25 protein-coding genes are annotated in these 22,742 nt (G+C 31.6%); 21 read left to right on the top strand and 4 right to left on the bottom strand.

Features of this window, described 5'->3' with window-relative positions; all coding sequences use genetic code 11:
• The first annotated feature begins 278 nt into the window (after nucleotides 1-278).
• The 8 genes from U0D62_RS01675 (at nucleotide 279) to U0D62_RS01640 (ending at nucleotide 9,075) form a co-directional block, all read left to right on the top strand.
• The gene (locus U0D62_RS01675; protein WP_322193480.1) at nucleotides 279-1,802 is read left to right on the top strand and encodes a hypothetical protein; all 1,524 of its coding nucleotides are present in this window, start codon (nucleotides 279-281) and stop codon (nucleotides 1,800-1,802) included.
• Between the two features lie 195 nt (nucleotides 1,803-1,997).
• Nucleotides 1,998-2,516: a hypothetical protein gene (locus U0D62_RS01670; protein WP_322193479.1), complete on the top strand. Its 519-nt coding sequence runs from the start codon at nucleotides 1,998-2,000 to the stop codon at nucleotides 2,514-2,516.
• Nucleotides 2,517-2,561: 45 nt separating this feature from the next.
• Nucleotides 2,562-3,284: a CsgE family curli-type amyloid fiber assembly protein gene (locus U0D62_RS01665; protein ID WP_322193477.1), complete on the top strand. Its 723-nt coding sequence runs from the start codon at nucleotides 2,562-2,564 to the stop codon at nucleotides 3,282-3,284.
• A 12-nt stretch (nucleotides 3,285-3,296) separates the two neighbouring features.
• Complete coding sequence (locus U0D62_RS01660; protein WP_322193476.1) at nucleotides 3,297-3,701, top strand: curli production assembly/transport component CsgF; 405 nt, start codon at nucleotides 3,297-3,299, stop codon at nucleotides 3,699-3,701.
• Nucleotides 3,702-3,707: 6 nt separating this feature from the next.
• Entirely contained in the window at nucleotides 3,708-5,183 is a 1,476-nt protein-coding gene (locus U0D62_RS01655; protein WP_322193474.1) for a CsgG/HfaB family protein, read from the top strand.
• Nucleotides 5,184-5,219: 36 nt separating this feature from the next.
• The gene (locus U0D62_RS01650) at nucleotides 5,220-6,710 is read left to right on the top strand and encodes a carboxypeptidase regulatory-like domain-containing protein (protein WP_322193473.1); all 1,491 of its coding nucleotides are present in this window, start codon (nucleotides 5,220-5,222) and stop codon (nucleotides 6,708-6,710) included.
• Nucleotides 6,711-6,828: 118 nt separating this feature from the next.
• Nucleotides 6,829-8,010 carry an AIR synthase related protein gene (locus tag U0D62_RS01645; protein WP_322193472.1) on the top strand — a complete coding sequence of 394 codons (1,182 nt, stop codon included), beginning with the start codon at nucleotides 6,829-6,831 and terminating at the stop codon, nucleotides 8,008-8,010.
• 18 nt (nucleotides 8,011-8,028) lie between these two features.
• A complete protein-coding gene (locus U0D62_RS01640; protein WP_322193471.1) occupies nucleotides 8,029-9,075 on the top strand; it encodes a hypothetical protein in 1,047 nt (348 codons plus the stop codon).
• Between the two features lie 2 nt (nucleotides 9,076-9,077).
• Here U0D62_RS01640 and U0D62_RS01635 read toward each other — a convergent pair whose 3' ends face one another.
• Nucleotides 9,078-9,572, bottom strand: coding sequence for a peptide-methionine (S)-S-oxide reductase (locus U0D62_RS01635; protein ID WP_322193470.1), 495 nt, complete (start codon nucleotides 9,570-9,572; stop codon nucleotides 9,078-9,080).
• Between the two features lie 177 nt (nucleotides 9,573-9,749).
• Here U0D62_RS01635 and U0D62_RS01630 point away from each other — a divergent pair, with 177 nt between their 5' ends.
• The 5 genes from U0D62_RS01630 (at nucleotide 9,750) to U0D62_RS01610 (ending at nucleotide 14,227) form a co-directional block, all read left to right on the top strand.
• Entirely contained in the window at nucleotides 9,750-9,926 is a 177-nt protein-coding gene (locus U0D62_RS01630) for a hypothetical protein (protein WP_322193469.1), read from the top strand.
• Nucleotides 9,927-10,127: 201 nt separating this feature from the next.
• A complete protein-coding gene (locus tag U0D62_RS01625; protein ID WP_322193468.1) occupies nucleotides 10,128-11,240 on the top strand; it encodes a hypothetical protein in 1,113 nt (370 codons plus the stop codon).
• Between the two features lie 82 nt (nucleotides 11,241-11,322).
• A complete protein-coding gene (locus U0D62_RS01620; RefSeq protein ID WP_322193467.1) occupies nucleotides 11,323-11,700 on the top strand; it encodes a VOC family protein in 378 nt (125 codons plus the stop codon).
• Nucleotides 11,701-11,747: 47 nt separating this feature from the next.
• Entirely contained in the window at nucleotides 11,748-12,440 is a 693-nt protein-coding gene (locus U0D62_RS01615) for a helix-turn-helix transcriptional regulator (protein ID WP_322193466.1), read from the top strand.
• Nucleotides 12,441-12,670: 230 nt separating this feature from the next.
• The gene (locus U0D62_RS01610) at nucleotides 12,671-14,227 is read left to right on the top strand and encodes a peptide MFS transporter (RefSeq protein ID WP_322193465.1); all 1,557 of its coding nucleotides are present in this window, start codon (nucleotides 12,671-12,673) and stop codon (nucleotides 14,225-14,227) included.
• Between the two features lie 100 nt (nucleotides 14,228-14,327).
• Here the strand turns inward: U0D62_RS01610 and U0D62_RS01605 are convergent, their stop codons facing one another.
• Nucleotides 14,328-14,522, bottom strand: coding sequence for a hypothetical protein (locus U0D62_RS01605; protein WP_322193463.1), 195 nt, complete (start codon nucleotides 14,520-14,522; stop codon nucleotides 14,328-14,330).
• Nucleotides 14,523-14,602: 80 nt separating this feature from the next.
• Complete coding sequence (locus U0D62_RS01600) at nucleotides 14,603-14,989, bottom strand: hypothetical protein (protein WP_322193462.1); 387 nt, start codon at nucleotides 14,987-14,989, stop codon at nucleotides 14,603-14,605.
• A gap of 290 nt (nucleotides 14,990-15,279) precedes the next feature.
• Here U0D62_RS01600 and U0D62_RS01595 point away from each other — a divergent pair, with 290 nt between their 5' ends.
• From U0D62_RS01595 to U0D62_RS01565, 7 genes are all read left to right on the top strand, one after another.
• Complete coding sequence (locus tag U0D62_RS01595; protein WP_322193461.1) at nucleotides 15,280-16,017, top strand: DUF6090 family protein; 738 nt, start codon at nucleotides 15,280-15,282, stop codon at nucleotides 16,015-16,017.
• Nucleotides 16,018-16,425: 408 nt separating this feature from the next.
• On the top strand, nucleotides 16,426-16,908 hold the full coding sequence (locus tag U0D62_RS01590) for a class I SAM-dependent methyltransferase (RefSeq protein ID WP_322194843.1): 483 nt from the start codon (nucleotides 16,426-16,428) through the stop codon (nucleotides 16,906-16,908).
• 20 nt (nucleotides 16,909-16,928) lie between these two features.
• A complete protein-coding gene (locus tag U0D62_RS01585) occupies nucleotides 16,929-17,198 on the top strand; it encodes a serine hydrolase domain-containing protein (protein ID WP_322193460.1) in 270 nt (89 codons plus the stop codon).
• A 525-nt stretch (nucleotides 17,199-17,723) separates the two neighbouring features.
• Nucleotides 17,724-18,638: an energy transducer TonB gene (locus U0D62_RS01580; RefSeq protein WP_322193459.1), complete on the top strand. Its 915-nt coding sequence runs from the start codon at nucleotides 17,724-17,726 to the stop codon at nucleotides 18,636-18,638.
• Nucleotides 18,639-18,866: 228 nt separating this feature from the next.
• Nucleotides 18,867-19,691, top strand: a complete 825-nt coding sequence (locus U0D62_RS01575; RefSeq protein WP_322193458.1) for a class I SAM-dependent methyltransferase — start codon at nucleotides 18,867-18,869, stop codon at nucleotides 19,689-19,691.
• 91 nt (nucleotides 19,692-19,782) lie between these two features.
• Nucleotides 19,783-20,328, top strand: a complete 546-nt coding sequence (locus U0D62_RS01570; protein ID WP_322193457.1) for an MOSC domain-containing protein — start codon at nucleotides 19,783-19,785, stop codon at nucleotides 20,326-20,328.
• Between the two features lie 86 nt (nucleotides 20,329-20,414).
• Nucleotides 20,415-21,506, top strand: coding sequence for a serine hydrolase domain-containing protein (locus U0D62_RS01565; RefSeq protein ID WP_322193456.1), 1,092 nt, complete (start codon nucleotides 20,415-20,417; stop codon nucleotides 21,504-21,506).
• 134 nt (nucleotides 21,507-21,640) lie between these two features.
• Here U0D62_RS01565 and rpsU read toward each other — a convergent pair whose 3' ends face one another.
• Nucleotides 21,641-21,841 (bottom strand): 30S ribosomal protein S21, encoded by a 201-nt coding sequence (rpsU, locus tag U0D62_RS01560; RefSeq protein WP_322193455.1) that lies wholly within the window; start codon nucleotides 21,839-21,841, stop codon nucleotides 21,641-21,643.
• Between the two features lie 576 nt (nucleotides 21,842-22,417).
• Here rpsU and U0D62_RS01555 point away from each other — a divergent pair.
• A complete protein-coding gene (locus U0D62_RS01555) occupies nucleotides 22,418-22,702 on the top strand; it encodes a hypothetical protein (RefSeq protein ID WP_322193454.1) in 285 nt (94 codons plus the stop codon).
• Nucleotides 22,703-22,742: the final 40 nt, after the last annotated feature.

Genomic DNA, 22,742 nt, shown 5'->3' with positions numbered 1-22,742 from the left:
GTTAAAACCTGTAAAAAGCCATAGGAAATCGTTTGTTTTATGGCTTTTCCGTAATGCATTTTGTCGAATTCTTACATGATTCGTAATAATACCCTTAATATTTTCATAAATTTGTTTTGTACCAAAGAATAATGGTTTTGGTATAATCTCAATTATATTCTTTCCCCAAATTTTTTTTCAGTATCGATTTGATGCTTAGGTTTTTACCTAAACATGCTTTGTACGCCCCAAAATGTACAGCTACAGAATTATTAATCAATTTTTAATATATATTACGTATGAAAAAAGTAATTTTTAGTCTAGCAACTTTATTAAGTGCTACAATGATGGTTGCGCAATCAAACAGCAGTAATGTTACTCAAGCAGGAACTGATAATGTGGTAAACATTACTCAGATTGGAGATTCTAACTCTTCTGTAACAAATCAGGATGGAACAGCAAATAATGCTGAGGCCATTCAAGGAAGTGAAGCGTTTAATTCTAGAAACGGAGTCGTTACACAAAATCAAACGGGGGATAAGAATACGGCTTTTGTTCAACACGAAGAAGATGCTAATGAGGCGAACCAAGAACAAATTGGTAATGGTAACTCAGCATCTGTAACTCAGAATTTAGCTTTTTTTGGTGGTGAAAACCTAGCAAATCAACGTCAAGAGGGTAATGGTAATGCAGCAACAATTTCTCAAGAAGGTATTGGTAACTCTGCTTCTCAAAACCAATTAGGAGAGGAGAATTCAGCTACCACTAGTCAAGAAGGAATTGGAAACGTAAGTACCATAGCTCAAGATGGAACGCTAAACACAGCGACTATTGCTCAGGTAGGTACTTCTAATTCTGGAGAGCAGATGCAGGTTGGAGATGCCAATAGCGGAAACGCAGAACAATGGGGGTCTGATAATTTTGTTTACCAAGACCAACAAGGTGGTGGTAACTTAGCGACTTCTATTCAAGGAAGTAGTGTATTCGAATCCAGAGGAGGAGAAGTACAGCAGATACAAATTGGAGAAGAAAACGAGGCTTTCGCTCAAATGGAGGAAGACAATAACGTTGCACTTCAAGGACAGTTAGGAGAAGGTAACAGCGCAAGAGTAGATCAGAATTTAGGATCTTTTGGTGGTGATAACTTTTCTATCCAGGTACAGATAGGTAATGGAAATGTTGCTGATGCTTCGCAAAACGGAAGTAATAATAGCAATGATCAAACCCAAAGAGGAGACGAAAACTTAGCGGCTTCTTCACAAGACGGAACTGATAATATTCTTATTCAGGATCAAACAGGTGTTGGTAATACTGCAACATCAGTTCAAGGTAGTTTCATCTTTGCTTCTAGAGGCGGAGTTGTAGATCAATTACAATCTGGGGATGACAATGTTGCGTTTGCTCAACACGAAGAAGATAATAACATCGTTGTTCAAACACAGTTAGGAAACGGAAACAGTGCTTCTACAACGCAAAACTTAGCATTCTTTGGTGGTGATAACTTTACACAACAATTCCAATTAGGAAATGGTAATGTAGGAGAAGTTTCTCAAGAAGGAGCAGCAGGTATTTTTGGAGAAAATAACATTGCAAGTCAAATCCAAATTGGTGATAGAAACAATATAACTACTTCTCAAAACGGATCAGGTAACTTTAGTGATATTTTACAATCAGGTAATTCTAATATCGCTCAGGATACTCAGTTTGGTATGGATAACTTTACATTCGTAACTCAAACAGGAGATTTAAACAGTAGTATTATTCTTCAAAATGGAGTAAATAATTCTGCTATTGTAACTCAAACTGGTGGGGGATCACTATAAGTTTTAGTTATTGAAAAAACTTTAGAAGAGTTATACTTGTTAATCACAAGTATGACTCTTCTTCCTAGTTTTTAAAAAACACTAGAAATACACCCCTGTATTAGCAGGAGTTTTTGGCATTTATAAATAATGATTTAGTTATTGAAAATGCAGTAGTTATTGAGGTTATGAATCATTAAAAAATATAGTAAATACATGAAAAACAAAACCCAAATATGGTTTCTTATGCTGTTTGCTTTTACGCTGACATATATACAAGGCCAGGATATAAAAAATGAAGATGATGCTTTAGTTATAAATCAGGAAAAGTTTATTACGCTATCTCAATTAAATGGTATATCACCACAAGAAAGAGAGACAGCAATTTCAGAAGTAGGAACAAGCTCTATTTTTATTCAACAAATAGGGGTTAACAATAATATTCTTTCTGATATTAATGCTCAAGCTTCGGATATTACTTTGATTCAAAAAGGAGATAATAATACGATAGAATTAAAAGAAGCATCTAGAGAAGTAGAAAAAATGATTACCCAAGAAGGTAACAATAATTCTGTAATTGATTTTTCTTTTAACCCGGATATTTCTACAAGCTTAGATCTTATCCAACAAGGAGATAATTTAAGTTTTGAACGTTTTGGGAGTAATGAATTATCAAAGAATTTAAAATTCAAAATGTCTGGAAATGCCAGAACGATAATTATTAGAAGCTTTTAAAAGACTCAATTGAAGGTTAGAGTTTTTAAAAAATTAAACGTTGGTATGAAATGTAGACTGATAATACTTTTTACAATTATTTTTCAGGTTGCTACAGCGCAGTTTACCAATATAGAAGTTGTGGCCAAAATAAAAACCACGAGTATTGATAATGTTATTACCGTGGTGGCTACAGCAACTAATACTACCGAAGTACATAAAAGCCTTAAGTATGTGTTCTCAGTATTTAGAACAGATGCTCAAAATAAACTTTTAAAAAGTAGTAGAGATGGCAGATTTACTTTGGAAGCTAATGAAAGAAAAGAACTTTCAAAAGCATTTATCAATGTAGAAAAGAATGATAAAATAGTAGTATTACTGCTCGTCTATGAAGAAGACGAGATCATAGGGAAACATCGTATAGCATTTAATGAAAACACTACAAAAGAATCAGAAACAGAAGAAGAATCCTTAAATGACGGAATCGAGTTAAGAGGTATTGTCATTGAGGAAACTAAAACGAAACCAGGACGTGATTTTTATGAATTTTTTTATAATTCATACTCATTAAATCAAATAAACGGTAGCAAGGTTGTTGGGGTTTATGAAAAGCTAAGTTTTGGCCGTACAACAATCATACAGGTTAAAATAAGTGATAATGTGATTCACGAGTTTATTGGAAAACCTGATTTGGAATATTTAGAACAAATGTCCAAAGTTGCCATCCGCAAGGTTTTTAAATATTTTAAAGACCTCAAAAATCAAAAAAAAGATATTATCCAATACTAATTTTACATTAGAATGAGATCAATAATAACAGTCATAGTGGTATTAGCCACGTATAATTTTACTTTTGGACAAGATTTGGTGTATAGACCAAAAAACCCTGCATTTGGAGGAGATACCTTTAACTATCAGTGGTTGTTGAGCTCTGCTGAAGCTCAGAATAAATTCACAGACCCAAATGACTCATCAAGAGATCAGCGTTCTGATCTGGAACGATTTACAGAAGGGCTTAATAATCAATTATTAAGTCAGATATCCAGAACGTTGTTTAATGAGCAATTTGGAGAAGATGGCCTTACAGAAGGTACTTTTAGTTTTGGTACTTTGTTTGTAGAAATATTCCCATCATCAGAAGGTTTGGTCATCAATATATTAGATACCAGTACAGGAGATCAATCTCAAGTAATAATTCCTAATTAATTTTTAATGCATCATAAATTTTATCAAGTAATTCTAGTAATTTCTTGTGCGCTATTATTCACAGGATGCGGTACATATTTTAATCAACCTATTACGATTGAAAAGGCCAGAATCGGTGAAGCAACAGAAGTTACAAAAACATTAAAAGATTTTCCTCCACCTATAGAACCAGTAGTTGTAGGAGTTTATAAATTCAGGGATCAGACTGGACAATATAAACCTACAGAAAGCGGTAATACGTTTAGTACAGCGGTAACACAAGGAGCTACAACCATTTTAATCAAAGCGTTAGAAGATTCTAAATGGTTTGTGCCTATTGAGCGAGAAAATTTAAGTAATCTTCTTAATGAACGTAATATTATTCGTTCAACCAGAAAAGAATATCGAAAAAATAAAAACCCTAATGAACCCCAGTTACCACCATTATTATATGCAGGAATCATATTAGAAGGAGGGATAGTATCTTATGACTCTAATATTATTACAGGAGGTTTAGGAGCGAGATATTTTGGTATTGGAGCCTCTACTCAGTATCGACAGGATAGGATTACAGTTTATCTTAGAGCAGTATCTACATCAAGCGGTAAGATTCTTAAAACAGTATATATATCTAAAACAATTTTATCACAAGCACTGGATGCTAATTTTTTCAGATATGTAAGATTCAGACGTTTGCTTGAAGCCGAAACAGGATTCACTAAAAATGAACCAGCTCAACTCGCAGTTTCAGAAGCGATAGAAAAAGCAGTAGAAGCCCTTATTATTGAAGGAGTTGAAGATAAGTTGTGGGGAGTAAAGGCATCACCAGAAACCGTAACTAAATTAGTGAATGATTATCGAGCAGAAAAAGATGAAGCCCAGAACACAGCATTATATGAACGCTACTTTAAAGAAAGAAGAGGTAGGAAATCTGTTTTTGCTAAAGTAGGAACCGCTTTGATTGGAGGAGATTATAACAATCCGGATCTTTCATATTCTTTACGAGTAGGAGGAAGATGGTATTTTAATCCATACCTTAATGTAAATGCTAGCCTAAGTAAGTTTGAGCTTAAAAATGAAAACGCATTTGCAGAAGGGTTTAATGCCATTGATATTAATGGAGAATTAACTTTATTACCATTTGAAAAATTATCTCCTTTCTTTTTTGGAGGGATAGGTACTGTAAATACAGACGGTTTTGATAGAACACTTTTTAAATTTCAATATGGAGGCGGAATAGAATATTTGGTTTCTGATAATATAGGAGTTACACTCAACGCAACTCATAACCTTGTTTTAGGAGATAAGTTGGATAATATAGTTCAAGGAAAAAGAGACGATCAATATTTTAATTTTTCTGTTGGATTAAACTGGTATTTCGAAAACCCCTTGAAAATAGACAAGGACTTACGAAAACAACAACGTAGAGAAGAAAAAGAGCTTAGAAAACTTAAAAAACGCAATCAAAAAATGGTAAGAGACGGTATTAATCCTAAAGGATAACCCATCAGCCAAAAACGAACATTAAAAAATTAACTTGTGAAAAATATTTTCATTAAAATAAGTATTACTTTTATGTGTCTCGCTATAGTTTCTTGTAGCGAGGATACTATAGATCTGGAAGGTTTAGGTTCAGTAAAAGGAACTGTAGTGCGAGCAGGTACTAATGAACCTCTGGAAAATGTAAAAATATCAACCAATCCAGCAACTAGTACTATTTTTACTTCGGCAGACGGAAGCTATAGAATAGATAATATTCCCTCTGGAGACTATACACTTTCTGCTCAAAAAGAAGGACTGTTAGCAGAATTTGAATCGATATCCATAATTGCAGATAAAGAATTAGAAGTAGTTTTTGAGATGGATGTAGAAACTGCGGGAAATCGCCCTCCAGATGCTGCAACATTAGTTTCACCTGCTGATAATGCAGCCAATCAACCTATCGAGGTTGAGCTTACATGGAGTGGGAATGACCCTGATGATGATGCTTTAACCTATACAATTAGTTTGCGAAATGACGAAAACACAGAAGTTGAAGTTTTTGAAAATATAACAGATACAACCTATACACTATCTGATCTTGCATATGGGGTAAAATACTTTTGGCAGGTAAGTAGTAGTGATGATATCAATGATCCTGTAAACAGTATAACTTTTGCATTCGAAACACAAAATGCTCCTAATAATAGAATAATATATTCTAGAATTGTTAGTGGTAATAGTGTGATTTTTTCAGCAGATGAGAGTGGAGGAACCGAAATTAGACTTACTTCTGAATCAAAAAATAGTTTTAGGCCAAGAAGAAATATAAACACTAGGAAGATTGCATTTTTACAATCGGTAGGTTCTCAAACCCATTTGTTTACTATGAATGAAGATGGTTCTCAGGTGAATCAAGTAACCTCTCAGGTAGGTGTCTCTGGCTTTAATCTTGAAGAAGTAGATTTCTCTTGGGATAATAGCGGAGCTAGGCTTTTGTTTCCAAATCAAGATAAATTATATTCTATAAATATTGACGGAAGTGGTTTAACCCTTGTCTATCAAACAACAAATGGAAACCTAATTACAGAAGTTGATAAAAATGAAAGTACAGGAATTATAGCATTAAAAACAAATAACCTAAATGGTTATGAGGTCGAGATTTTTACAATTAATAGCTCAGGTATTGTTCAGAATACAGTATTATCTGGAGTTTCTGGAGCTGCAGGAGGAATAAATCTATCATTAGATGGCTCACAATTATTATATACATATGATGCTTCCGGATTTGAAAACACAGAGTATCGCAGATTAGATTCTCGTCTATATATCTATAATTTTTCATCAACTACAGCTACTGACCTTTCTGTGGATAAACCAGCAGGAACGAACGACTTGGATGCTCGATTTTCGCCAAATGAGGTAGTGGTGATTTATGTAAATACTAATAATGACGGGCTTTCTGTAAGAAATATTGAAAGGTTGGATATTAGTGATGCTGATAACAGAACCACTGTAATTGGAAATGCTAGTATGCCCGATTGGGAGTAGATTTATAAATTTTTAAGATTTCAAATTCCTAAGGTTATCCTTAGGAATTTGGAATTTTGTATTTTCAGTTTAGTGATTGAACTAAATTGAACTATCTTTGCGCTTTAATTTAATAAAAATGAGTCAAGAAGTTAGCAAAAGGTACGCACAACGAGGAGTTTCTGCATCAAAAGAAGATGTTCACAGTGCTATTAAAAATATAGATAAAGGACTTTTTCCGAAAGCTTTTTGTAAAATAGTATCAGATTATTTAACCAATGATCCTAACCATTGCTTAATAATGCACGCAGATGGTGCAGGTACAAAATCTTCTTTGGCTTATATGTATTGGAAAGAAACAGGAGATCTGTCTGTATGGAAAGGGATTGCTCAAGATGCATTAATCATGAATATTGATGATCTATTGTGTGTAGGCGCAACAGATAATATTATGTTATCTTCTACTATTGGAAGAAATAAAAACCTGATTCCTGGCGAAGTAATTTCTGCAATTATTAATGGTACCGAAGAATTATTAGAAGATCTTAGAAGTTTTGGAGTGAATATCCATTCTACAGGAGGCGAGACTGCTGATGTAGGAGATCTTGTGAGAACCATAATAGTAGATTCTACAGTTACTGCTCGTATGAAACGAGAGGATGTAATAGATAATGCTAATATTAAACCAGGAGATGTAATTGTAGGATTATCGTCATTTGGTCAGGCAACATATGAGAAAGAATACAATGGTGGTATGGGGAGTAACGGATTGACCTCTGCCCGTCACGATGTGTTTAGTAAAGTACTTGCAGAAAAATATCCAGAAAGTTTTGATCCATCAGTACCGTCTGATCTGGTATACTCTGGTAAAACAAAACTTACAGATTCGGTAAAAGACGCTCCTATTGATGCTGGTAAACTAGTGCTTTCTCCTACCAGAACGTATGCACCGATTATTAAAAAGATATTATCAAAATATAAAAGTGATACTATCCATGGTATGGTGCATTGCAGTGGAGGCGCACAAACCAAAATTTTACATTTTGTAGATAACCTGCATATTATAAAAGATAACTTATTTGAAGTACCTCCTTTATTCAAACTTATTCAGGAAAACTCTGGTACTGATTGGAAAGAGATGTATCAAGTGTTTAATATGGGACATCGTATGGAGTTATACGTTTCTCCAGAAATAGCTGAAGATATTATCTCGATCTCTAAAAGTTTTGACGTAGATGCTCAGATCGTTGGTAGAGTAGAAGCTGCTGATGACAATAAACTTACTATTAATAGTGAGTTTGGTACGTATATCTATAGTTAATCACAACCATCTTTAATAATGTTGAAGAAAGTATTTTTTGCGATCAGTGTGCTGATATGTTTTATTGGTTGTAATAGTCAGGTAACTCAAAAAAAGAAAATCAACAAAAATTTATCATTTAAAATATGTGATTCTATATATACAGTAGAGCAACCTATATGGTGGGATAATGTGGATGTTTGGATTGTTGATTCTCTAATTGATAAATCAAATACAACAAATGAATATTTTTCTTCACTTAAAAAGGTTAATATAGATAAGTATTATGACTATTATACTTCTGATGATTATAGTTATAAAAAATACTTTAAGACATTACATATAATGAATCATTCAAAGGGAGAACCTCTCAATGATTTTATTAGAAACTCGGATTATTATGCTTCGTATAAAGTATCTGCAGAATTAAGAAGTATATTATTTAATTGTGATGAGAGTAAACAGAGTGATTATTTGGCTTTAAAAATAGGAGAAAATTATTATGATGCAGGGTTATTAGATAAAGCATTGTATTATTTCAAGAAGTCACATGAATTAGGGTTAAAAACTGAAAGAGGTGATGTTAAAAAAGCAGAAGTTTGGATAAAAAAGATTGATGATATAAAAAACCAAAATACTTTTTTACGAAAGCATAATTTGTTTAGAAATACTCTTGATTCACTAGTAGATAAAATTGAAATACTACGTACTGACAAATGGATGGATAAACTTGATAATAACTCAAAAAGTAATCTAGAAGTAAATTATCCAGAATTAAATGTGAGTAGAAAATCTCGATTATTGGAATTAACAGATTATGAATTAGCATTACAATTTTTGATATTCAATGATCTTAATTCTAGTAATAAAATAACTAGTAAACCAGTTATTGAATCGGTTAGAGAAAGTTTTAAAGAGTTCAATTTAATATCACACGACAACTTCGATATTCACATTTCTTGGGCTCATTTGCCAGTAGATGATCGTGACGAATGGACCATATCTTTTTGGGCTTCTGATCTGGGTGGTTTGGCTGTTGCAAATTTCAAGAGATATGAGTTTCAAGATGTTGATATGGTTGATTAAAACTACTTAATCGCTTTAGAATATTTCTTTTTTAAGAAATCCAGCTTAGGATTGATGTATTTTTGACAAAAAGGTTTTTCAGGATTGTTTAAATAATAATCTAGAAGCTCAGTTCTTGATCTCTCAAATTCTACAAACTTGAGTGCACTGGTAATTAAAAGATCATCAAATTCTTTTTGAAGCAAAGCGAGTATATCTTCTATTAGTTGCTTTTCATTTTCATCAAAATAATAAACAGCACTACGGTATTTTTCTCTAAAACTATGGTTAGATGTACTCTTATGAGTGTGTAGATGAATTTCAATAAGATCTTTCAGAAGAATAATGCTTGGATCAAAATGAACAATCACAGCTTCAGAAAAGTAATCGTTAACCCCATTACTTTTTATATATCCCTGTTCTACCTTTACTACTCCTTTAAGATATTGAAAAACTGCTTCAGTACACCAATGGCAACCACCGCCCAGACCTATTGTTTTTAAATTCGAAATCTCCATTATAAGATAAAAGTCGTAAAATAAGTAATATCCTTAATTATATAAAATAGAGACTCTTTAAAATTGTTTTATAAAGAATAATGATTTTTAGAGACTTTTGATAGAGTATTAACAGTTAAAAAGAGGGAAAAAAGCATTTTTTGTGTACTTTAAATGCTTAATCTTAAAACCTTTATTATGTTAAAATCAGTTTTAGATCTTCAAGGATTAAAAGTTCTTAGCAAAAAAGACCAACAAGCATTAAATGCGGGTAGCCCACCTAATTGTTGGGTGGTATGTCCAGATTATGCATTGAGAGTCTGTAATACATTAAATGGCATATATACCGGAGAGTGTGACTGTAATTGTTACTAGCCTTAAAAAAGGTTATGTATACAAAATTTAGTCATTAGACTTAGCTTGTCAGAGGTTGCGAAATCAACCGTATAGCTCCTGACAAGCTTTTTATATTTTGTTAATTAGGTATGAATAGGGTTTAATTAAATTTTCAAAAATTAAATAGCCTTGTTTTAGATTAGATATGTAATTACCTTTATCGTTCAGATAAACGAATGTATGTCAGAAATAACTAAGTTCTATAGCTTGGCACATATATGTATCGCCTTTATAGGAGGTTTATTGTTGCTGGCAATATGGTATAATATAAAAAAGCGCTTTCGACAATTTCTAGAAGAAGATGATTCCCAAAAAAGAATAGACAAGGGATTGCTGTACCTAAGCTTGGCACTTTTTATCTGGGTGTTTTCTGGAACCTGGATTTATCTGGGTAATCTGTTTGGATATACAAATACAATAATATACGATGCCGGTTATAGTTTTTTCTCAGTGTTTAATACTTTGGCATTACTTCTAGCTTTGTTTTATTTTGACTTTGCGCCACAATTTTTATATAAAAACAAAAAAAATACTCTCATCTTATTTGTTATAGCGATAATTGTTTCGGTAGTTACCTTTATTTTAATTCAACATAATAGAGACAACCCGATTATAAATGGAGTGAGAATAAGTGGTATCCCAGATTTAATATTTTCTTGTTTCCTTACATATTTATTAATCATCTCTTTTTATAAGACATTTATGAATAGAGATTTAAAATTGGTTGCGGTTATTTCTGTAGTAACCTTTTTATTTATGTTGCTTTCTCAAGTTCCTGATGTTTTTGTAACCCTTGGAGAACCGTTGTATACCCATCTTATTAAGATTGTTGCCAAAACAACTTTTATTTCTATTTTCCTGGTATTGGCGACCAGTTGGGTCATACAATTGGCATTAACACCTAAACCAAGTGAAATGACCATTAAATTTTTAGATTGGGCTTTGGTTAAAATTACAATCCCTTCAAAAGATATTTATGATCAGACCATTGATTTTGGATCCAAAACTACCCAATACAAAAATTTACTGAGGTTTGCTATAAGACGTAAGTTTGAAGGAGGTGATGGGCAATATGTTTCTGTAAACTCTGGTGGCGAAATAAAAAGCCAGACATATTTAAGTAGAATTATAGAAAATATAAACACTATTCTTCAGCTAGAAGAAATTTCTCAATTAGAAAGAAAAGACTTGTTTACCTTTATGGGGCAAGGAAAATATCGACTTCGTATCATTCCGGAAAATATAGTTATCGATGAAATATTAATCGAGGAATTTAAAAAAACAAAGAAGTAATATTTTTTAAAAAATACCCCTGACATCCTTTGTCCATAGCGCAGCTACATTTGTAGTATTAATAATTTAAAACACTACAAATATGAAAAACGCGGTTAATTGGTTCGAGATTCCTGTTCATAATTATGAGAGAGCAAAAAAATTCTATTCAGAAGTTTTAGGCGAAGAAATTATCGATCATCACATGGAAGATAAAAATGTAAAATATGGAGTTTTTCCTTACGATATGGGGAATAATAAAGTTGGTGGAGCTATTGTACAAATGGAAGGTGCAAATCCGTCTACAGATGGTTCTACAGTGTACCTTAATGGAGGAGATGATCTTTCTACTCCCTTATCCAAAGTAGAAGCAGCAGGAGGGAAAGTCATTATGAAAAAAACAGATATCCAAGAAAATGGGTTTATAGCACAATTTACGGATACAGAAGGAAACCGAGTAGCGCTTCATTCAATGGGGTAAAATATTATGTATAGCGAATCCTGAATGGGTTCGCTATCTTTGTTGTTATGTCTCAATTACCACGGCTCATATCGATACTTACTTTGTTAAAATCCAAACGGATATTAACAGCTCCTGAATTGGCGAAAAAATACGAAGTAAGTGTTAGAACTATTTATCGAGATATCCGTAAGTTAGAAGAAGCTGGAGTTCCTGTTTACACTATCGAAGGCAGAGGGTATAGTTTGGTTGACAATTATACTGTTGCTCCTGTACAATTTACAGAAAAACAAGCCAATGCATTAGTTACGGCACAGCATATTATTAATCAATCCAAAGATGTTTCTTTTGTAAATAACTTTAATGAAGCTTTAATAAAAATAAAATCAGTTTTTAAAACTTCTGTTCAGAAAAAGAGCGAATTATTAAATGATAAAATCCATATTTTTAATTGGAGCTATGAAGAGTTTACAAGTGATGCATTATCTGAGATCCAATTGGCAATTACTAATTTTAATTTTATAGAGATCAATTATCAAAAAGTAAATGAAGAAACGACTTCTTTTAGAAAAATTGAACCTTGTGCAATGTATTCTGCCGATAACAAATGGATTTTGATTGCCTGGTGTCATTTAAGAAATGATTTAAGAGCTTTTCGAATTGATAGAATTCGACGTTTTAAGATATTAGAAGAACAATTTGAAGACAGAAAATTCAGTCTTAAAAAATATTTTGAAACTTGTCCTTTTGAGGATAAATAATTCATTAAAGAACATTTGTTTTACCTGAATACATTGTAGTAGCAAAAAAATGGAGGTAATTTTTTTTACCTGATAGATAGTTTAAATGCCTGATAAATAGTGCTGTGATTATTTGTGACTACTTGTATGTCAATAACAAATTGATATAAATTACTATTTTTTAGAACTTCATTTTTAAATGCTACTTAACTATTCATGCTTTGTGTTTTAACCCGATTTAAGCACTTAACATGAATTCAAATCAAGTAGTAGCAAGCGAGCAAGAACTATTCGGTCATCCAAAAGGATTATTATATCTCTTTTTTGCAGAATTATGGGAGCGATTTTCATTTTACGGGATGAAAGCTCTTTTGGTTCTTTATATGACCAAACATCTTTTATATACAGATAAACAATCTTTTGGAGTAATGGCGGCTTACATGTCTTTGGTATATGTAACCCCAATGATAGGAGGCATCGTCGCGGATAAATATATAGGGTATAGAAAATCGATAGTTTTAGGAGGAGTTCTAATGGCATTAGGACATTTTTTTCTAACTATTGAGTTACCGGTGTTTTTTTATGGATCATTGGCCTTGATTATTGTAGGTAATGGTTTTTTTAAACCCAACATCTCCACAATGGTAGGAACTTTATATAAAGAAGGAGATAAAAGAAGGGATTCTGGTTTTACAATTTTTTATTTAGGTATCAATTTAGGAGGAGCAATAGCACCATTAATGTGTGCTTGGCTGGCAGAATTGTATGGATGGCACTATGGATTTTTGTTAGCAGGAATAGGAATGATAGTTGGTTTATTAGTGTTTAGAGGAGGAGTCAATAAACAAGTTTTTGGAGACAAAGGGTTAGTGCCTGATCCAATCAGTTATGAAAAGAAGACTTTTGGGTTTAATAAAGGACAACTCATTGGTTTGTTGGCTTTAATATCGGTACCCGTTTTTGCACTAATTGTTCGGTTTAATGAATTTGAACATTATCTGGTATGGATAGCATCTATATTCTTATTAGTATATATAGGATATATTTTAAAAACAGTGACAAGCAAAGAAAGAGGGCGCTTATTGGTTGCAGTTTATTTTACAGCATTATATGCCGCGTTTGCTGCGGTCTTTGAACAAGCAGGAAGTTCAATAACCTTATTTGCTGATAGAAATGTAAACCTGATAGGGATCAATGCAGCGCAAACCAATAGTATAAATTCTACCTGGATCGTACTATTAGCGATACCCTTTGCTATGTTATGGACATTTTTGAGTAAACGTAAGATTAACCCAAGCTCACCCGTCAAATTTGGTTTAGGGATGCTGTTCTTAGGGTTGGGGTTTGTAGTCTTTGGGATGTCTGCTCAAGAATTAGATGCCTTTGCCAGAACACCTATGTTTTATCTTATTTTGGGATATTTTGTATTGACTGTAGGAGAATTGTTTTTATCACCAATTGGGCTTTCTAAGATTACAGAATTATCTCCGGTTAAATATATTACATTTATTATGGGAGTTTGGTTTTCGGCAAACTTTTATGGACACTTCTTTGCTGGTAAAATAGCAAATCTAACAACAGTAAAAGAAGGAGAAAGTAGTGTTTTCTCAGAAGGTTTTTTTGGATTGATAACAGAAACAATAACAGGATTATCCGCGTCCTCAATGAATGGCGCTTCAGAGACCTTACAACAATTATACTCTTATGTATCGGTATATGCTAGTTTTGGAGTGATATCAATAGGTATAGGGTTGGTTGCAATCATAATTTCACCAATGATTAAAAAGTTAATGGCTGGAGTTCATTAATTTTTAGATTTCTTATAAAAAAAAAAGCACTTTCAGGATAAAAATATCCTGAAAGTGCTTTTTGATGAGGTATATATATGATACCCTTGTTTATATAAGTTTAAGATATAAAGTCTTTATCAAATTTTGTTTCGTCTTCATTATCATCCTCTTTTTTCTCGACAAGCTCTATAATGTTATCATCATTAAACTTACCTTCTTTTTTCTGTAAAAAAACAGGAACAGGGATAAGGGCAGCCATAATAATAAGAAATATCAACAAAGATCGTCTCAGTGCTCTTTTGAATCGTTTCATTTTAAATAATTAAAGTGGTAAATAATATAAAATTGCCTCTAAGGGCATAGAACTCAGAGTGAGTTCATACAGTGGATATCTTATCCTAAGATAAAATGAAAAGGAGATTCTTCTTTATGAGAAATATGCTGGGTGAAAATTATTATTTTCTTTATAGTTACAGGTGTAACTTGCTGGTAATGATGTATTTTTACCAAAGTTAGATTAGTATGTAATAAGGATAATGATAAAATAGGAGATCCTGTTTCATATCGATTATAACCATATACCTTTTTCTTTTTTAATAACTGTTGATAAGAAACTGTTTTTAAAGTATTCTGATCCTGAGTGTAGACTAATGTTACACCAGCACTTTCTGTTTTGGGAGGGGTATAATTAGAATACCCTGAAAAATTGAATAAAACAGCAATAACAAACAACCATTTGATACCTGGTAATTGTTGATATTTAGGGATATTTGTTTTCATGTCTATATCAAAAATACACAATTTTCTAGTTATTTAGATTTATAGAAGGATACTATTATTAAAAGTTCTAATAAGAATGTTTAAAAAATAGATGATGTTTTAATTTTGCTTATTTAGTGAACTTTCTGTTTCTTTAAAAACTAATTTTATACCCTGATAAGGATATAAGTGTTCATTATGCATTTATAAATAGTTAAGTAAAATTATTAATGTGCAGTGGTACAGAATAGGCCATTGCGTACCTTTATTATTAATCAATGATAAGATTCTTTAGAAGCATTAGACAAAAAATGCTAACCGAAAATAAATTCAGTAAATATTTGATTTATGTAATTGGAGAAGTAATACTCATAGTTATTGGTATTTTGATTGCGTTGAAGATTAATAATTGGAATGAACAGGGTAAAAAAAATGAGGAAGAGAAAGCTCTACTTTCTGGTCTGATACAGAATATTGACCAAGATATTATTAGCCTTAAGACATTAAGGAAAGAAGATAGTTTATATCTGATTGCAAATAAGACTTTACTTAGTGCCTTTAAAATTGATTCAATAAGAAAGAATAAAACATTTTTAAAATTAAATATAATACAAGGAGCGTTTTCATCATCTTTTAATCCTACTCAAACTATATTTAACGAAATGAAATTCTCCGGTAAGATTGGTTATATCTCGACAGATTCAATAAGGAACAAAATCCAGAAATATTATGACAATAGTATATCCACTCTTGATGTTTTGGAGACTAATGAGAAATTGATTCACGAATTGAGTCTTTCTATAGGAGATTATCTAGATTTAAATTCAACATTTCAATTAATTCTGCCTGAATATGCTAAAATAGAATTGAACGAGTTTGATAATTCATTTTTTTTAGAACCTTTGGAATCCAAAAAAGTTAAAGAATTTTCAAATTTAATTGCTACAAGGCAGGTTTTAATGGTTTTGATAGATGAATCTTATGATAATTTATTACAAGAAGGAATAATATTAAAACAAAATTTAATTAAATATTTGAAGACTAAATAACAAAAGGTTAACGACGCTTCAAATGTATCTATCTATAATGATAAGAATAGATTGAACCTTCAAGCTTAATATGGCAACTGCAAGAAGTTTGTAAAACTCGTTCAGACTTTGACAGACTCTTCTTCTCTTTCTTATCAAATCAGTGATATTGGTTTCAAAGACTGCCGCCAGAGATTTCAATGATTCGAAACCTGCATTTCCTCCATTTTGGATTCGTTGAATTGTTCATATACTTAATCCGATCATTTCTTCTAATTGATCTTGTGACCAATGATGCTTTCTAAACATTTAATATCTCTTAAATTAATTGTATTGTAATTCATTTTTTTAGAGAGTTAGTCTGATTTGTTGTTGCCCTTCTTTGAAATTGAAATCAAAATCAATGAATAATGTTCTTAGGGAAAAAAAATAGATTGTGAAATTCAAATACTTGAAATGGATTTGACAACAGAAAAACTAAACGAAAAATTTGATTCTATTATTTCTTCAATGACACTTCACCACATAAATAATGTGGATGAATTATTCAAAACATTCTATACCCTTTTAAATGATAAAGGTACAATTGCAATAGCCGACCTTGATACTGAAGATGGTTCATTTCACACAACAGATACCGGTGTATTTCATCACGGCTTTGATAGGAAGGAATTTAAAAAGTTAGAAAATATACATAGCATGCTTATTACAAAAAACCAGAAGCTTGTGTTTGAGACCTATTTTGACGGCTTTAATGCACAAATTCCTCATGATTTACGATCCGCTTCCAAGAGTATTTCATCTGCTATTATCGATATTGCCATTGAAGAAAACATTCTCCAAGGTATTGACCAAAAACTCTATGATTTATTGCCAGAAGCTTATCATTACACAAAAGATGACCTAAAATAATAATTAAAGACTTATTGACTATGAGTTCTGGGTTGGATGTAAATAATCAAGCTGCCGAAGATTATTATCAAGATTCAAGGTATTCCAATAACTGGTTAAAAACTGTTCTTGAGGCTCCTATGGTTAATGAACCAGGGACTTATGGTGACTATGGATCTGCAAACCCATTTTTGCTAGGTGTGGCTTTGAACGAAAATCTAGAGATACCAGTTGAAATTTACATGGATGAAAACTTTTTGCACCATTGGGTATTAACAATTATATCAATCAAACTGATGATACTCGGTTAACTCCTTACTTCGGTGGAGGAATGCTTTTAACCCCACGAGATTTATTAAAATTTGGTTAACTCTATCTCAATAAAGGTGAGTGGGAAGGCCAACAAATTATTTCAGAGAATTGGGTTCAAGAATCTTTCAAGAAACATACAGGATTACAGGATACAAGAGACAAAAATCAATATGGTTATCTATGGTGGCATGATACCTATATCATCAATGGAGAAGCAATTAGATCCATTGAAGCACGAGGTGCCGGAGGACAATTTATTTTTATAGTTCCATCGTTAGAATCTGTAGTCGTGATAACAGCAGGAAATTATAGGAATAGGAAAGGTAATCAATCACGAGAAATATTTGAAACGTATATTCTTCCTGCGCTTATGAATTAAAAAACCAGACAAAACAAAGTATATAATTAATTGGTAACCGCTTATATACGAAAACCCTCACGGATTTTCTTTTTGTATTTGTTAAATTTATTACCTTACTACACAACAAGCTATATACCTAACGTTAGACATTAAATACAAGAACATGAAGAAATACACTGTAGTTCTATTATTAGTAATAATATCTCAACTATCTGCCCAGAATAAAGCTAATTGGCAATTAGAAAGTGAAGAAAATGATGCTGTAGTTTATAAAACATCAAAAGCTTTCATTCACTTTGAAAGAGCTAATTTTTTACAGTTATTCGGGTCAGTTTTTGGGGCATTTGATAAATTGGAAATGATGAAAGGCGAAAAGCTAGAATCAGTAAGAGCTGCATATTCTTTTGTGCAAGAATCCCCAATACCCATAGAAATTATTGATTCTGAAATTTATGATAAAAACGATACATTAAGGATCATAAAAAAAATGATTCAGGCAGATTTAGGTGCCTACATGTTTTTTAACAAGAAAGTAAAAGTATTTGACTTGAAGGGTAATAAACACAAGATTATTCAAAGACAAACAATAGATACCGATTCGAGGGATAAAAAGTACGCCTATTACCTATTTCAAGACAGATATCCTTTTTATACAAATGAAACGACTTTTGCGCCAATTGAATTTAACTATGGAGATATCGTTGAAGAAGAAACAATTGTGGAAGAAGAAGAAATAACTTTGGAAGAAGAAGAAACAATAAAAGAAAACCCTGTAAAAGAGACTAATTTTGATAAAATTTTTACAACTGTTGAAAAGTATCCAAAATTTAAAAAAGGGCAAACAGAATTTTATAAAAAGCTACGTTATAAATCCACAACGATCAAAGGAAAGGTTTTTGTCCAATTTGTGATTGACAAAAATGGGAATGTAATTAACCCTAAAGTTATAAAAAGCCTTTCGCCAGAATGTGATAAACAGGCTTTAGAAATAATCAAATCAATGGCAAAATGGATACCTGGAGAGCATTTAGGGCAAAAAGTAGCAGTTCAACTTATGTACCCAATAACGTTTGAATAAAAAGGCAGTATTTTTAAGAATAAATAAAAAAATATTTGAACCAAAAGAAAAACCTAATAAGGAAAAACTACTGCTGACAATGCATAAAAATAATGACCGAGATATAGTTAACTCAGAAACAAGTAGCAATAAGAAAAAACAATCTTGGAGGAAAAGGTTGTGACCATAAAATCATACTACTTTTATGCGAGACGTTGATAACAATTGGAACTCAATAAAATTATATAAATGGAAAATTTAAACCAAAATGTGGAGAACCACTATCTGAAAAAAGAACTTTTTGAAGATATAATCAATCGTCTTAAAGAACAAAATATTGCTCTTGATAATGTAAAGAGGTCTGATATTGCAGGTGTTGATGAATTTCACGTACGTGGAGCAGCTGTGTCTAAAGAGCTTGCTAATAGTATTGATCTATATGGACTTAATGTTTTAGACGTAGGTTGCGGATTAGGAGGACCTTGTAGAATGCTTGCAGATGAATATAATTGTCAAACTACAGGAATAGATCTTAGTAATGAATATATAAGAACAGCCAATAAATTGTCTGAACTCGTAGATCTAAATAGCAAAACAACTTTTGTACAAGGAGACGCTACTGAACTTCCTTTTGAAAACAATAGTTTTGATGTTGTATGGACACAACACGTTCAAATGAATATTCCTGATAAAGAAAAATTTTATTCTGAAATAAATAGAGTTTTGAAAACTGGAGGCTATTTTCTTTTTTATGACATTCTAAAAAATGGAAATGGAGAAGTAAATTACCCCATGCCTTGGGCTAGTAACGCAAACCTTAGTTTTTTATTCAAGGCAAAGGAAATGGATAGGTTTTTGAAAGAGTTAGGTTTAACAAAAGAACAATCCACAAATCAAACTCAAGCTGGGATTGATTTTTTTGACACTCTTGTTGCCAGATTAAAAGAATTTGGACCTCCAAAAATGGGTTTAAACGTTCTTATGGGAGAAACGACGAAACCAAAATTAATGAATCTTTTGACTCATTTAAAAAGGGGAGAACTTGAATTAAAAAGTGGAGTTTACAAAAAATAACTGCTACTAATAATGTGTATAAAACTACCAAAAAAGTTTGTAGTTATGCACCATTACTTTTCATGAATAAATACGTCATCTTCTAATAAAAATGAATAACGGAATAGTTAAATCAGTAAGTAAGAGTAGCTCTCATACTTTTAGTAAATTCAATTGTGATAGAATTCTTTTGATAAAAGGTTTGGGAGTGAAAGGTGATGCTCATATGGGAGAAAAAGTAAAACACCGTTCAAGAGTAGCAAAAGATCCAAATCAACCTAATTTGAGACAGGTTCACCTAATTCACTCTGAACTTTTTGATGAACTAAAGAAGAAGGGGTTTAATATACAGGATGGAGAAATTGGAGAGAACATTACTACAAAAGGAGTTGAATTACTTAATTTACCCAAAGATACTTTATTGAGTATAGGCGAAACAGTTAAAATAAAGATAACCGGGTTAAGAAATCCTTGTAAACAACTTAACGCATTAAAAGATGGATTACTGAGAGCTGTTTTGGATAAAGACGAGAAAGGAAATTTAATAAGAAAAGCTGGAGTAATGGGAATCGTTTTGGAAGGAGGAGAGGTGAGAACTGGAAATAAGATTATCATTGAATTGCCATCAAAACCACATATAAAATTAGAGAGAGTATAATTAAAAATAGATGCCTAGTGTTAGGTAAAACCGTTGAAACAGTTTTTCACATTAACCGTTGTACTTTATTTAGGAAAAATAAACAAATGAAAAAAAGCTTTCAGAAACTATCAGTTTTATTATTGACATTAATCTCATTGACGAATTGTCATTCACAGCATAAAATTAAAAACTTTAAAGGGGTTGACGTTTCAACCGATTCAATAAGTATTTTTCTTAAATCGAGAATGGATTCCTTGAATATTCCAGGGCTTTCTATAGCAGTAATAAATGATAGTAAAGTTGTTTATCATCAAACATTTGGATATGCCAACCTAGAAAAAAAAATGCCAGTTACAAGCAAAACAATTTTTGAAGGAGCTTCAATGTCAAAATCTGTTTTTGCATCATTTGTAATGAAATATGTCGAAGAGAGAAAATTGGATTTAGATAAACCGTTGTATGAATATTTACCATATCAAGAAATCGCCTATGATGAGAGATATAAGAAGATAACAGCCAGAATGGTGCTGAGTCATAGATCAGGGTTTCCAAATTGGAGAGAAAACGAAGATGACAAAAAGCTTAAAATTAAATTTCAACCAGATACAGATTATGAATATTCTGGAGAAGGATATCAATATCTAGCAATGGTATTAAAACATATAGACAATACAGATTGGAAAGGTTTAGAAGCTATTTTTCAAGATAAGATTGCAAAACCTTTGAAAATGAAACATACTGTATTTGTCCCAACATCTTATACTAATAAACACAAAGCAGAACCTTATAACAATCAGCGAGAATGGATTGATTTGAAAAACAACTATTGGTATAAAAAAGAAAAAGGTAAATTTATAGCACCTTCATCTATTCATTCTGAACCTTTAGATTTCTCAAAATGGATGATTGGAATAATGAATAATAAACTCTTATCTAAAGAAAGTTACATAGAACTATTAAAACATCATTCAAAAGTATCAACACTGTCCTCTGGAACGAATGTGTACTATACCCTAGGTTTTGTAACAGCAGATAAGCCATACAACACGACTTTTTTTCACGGAGGAAGCAATGACGGATTTACTTGCTGGTATTTGTTGGATACAACAAAAAAATGGGGATACGTACTTTTTACAAATTCAGAAAATGGCGAAAAACTAGGTAATGAAGTTTGGGATTATTTTGAAAAAGAATAATAATCAAGACAAACAGTAGTTATTAGTTTTTGTTTATCAAATTTCGGATAAAACAAAATTAAACACCTAACATCTATAGTCTTGAACTAATTCTAGTCAAGACGTTTCAAAATTAATTCTCAGAAAAAATATTTTTAGATCTCATCACTATGTTCTCTAAGATACTTTGCCTTATGTTGTGCTTTTTTTAATTGTTCGCGCATTTTAACAGATTTTTTTATATATTCTTTGCGTGATCTTATTTCTTGCACAAGCTTTACATCTTTACACTTTCTCTTATATCTTTTAAGCGCTCTATCAATATTTTCACCTTCTTTAACCTGAATTCTCAACATAAATCTAATTTTAATTGTTATAACCTGAAAGTTAGTAATGATCTCGAATTTTTCGACTTTAGTAAAACATCAATTAAAACAAGCTATATTATTCTCTTAAAGATTTTGTAGCAATAAAATTTATAAGCTACAACTAATATGCATAGATAAGGTATTATTATAACTTATAGATTAATATTCGTGTTTATTTTTAGTTTAAAAAGATTCTTAGAGAAAATTTGAATTATAAGACTTGTAGAACTGAGGTGTTATTTAAAAGGTGTTAAACAATAACCCAGGAATAAACCTTTATTTGCTTTTACCGGTTGGTTTAGAATCCGATTATAGAAATAACCTAAAGGAATTATCAATCAAATTAAGAAGTAATTATTATTAGACATTGTTTCTATGAATATATTAGAATAGTATTGTTAGTAAAAAACGAATTTCATAAATTTAAATAAAGAGAAAAGAAAGCTTAATTAAGTAAGGAGTTAATGTTAACAAGAAGTATAATTAATCTTTCTAGTAACTGAGGATTAGTATAAATCTAACTTATAAGTTCATTATAATTTATATTGAAAATTATAGAATATTATGAAAACGAAGAGAATTGTGATTATCGTATTTATGGTAGGATTATTACTGCTTATACTTTTGATTGCAATGCAGTATACGGATGAAGTAGATTGGGATTTGTTTGATTTTGCTATTGCAGGATTACTATTACTAGGCGCAGGTTTGGCAGGAAATTTTGTGATAGAAAAAATAAGGAATAAAGGATTCAGAATTTTTGTTTTGATTGTTATTTTAATACTTCTTTTGCTAGTTTGGGCAGAACTGGCTGTAGGTGTATTTGAGACTCCTTTGAGTGGTAACTAATTATGAAAACAAGGTTGATTTATGATGTAAAATCAGAATC

Source organism: Aquimarina callyspongiae (genome assembly GCF_034322225.1).
Lineage (GTDB): Bacteria > Bacteroidota > Bacteroidia > Flavobacteriales > Flavobacteriaceae > Aquimarina.
This window is presented reverse-complemented; position numbering and strand designations above follow the sequence as displayed.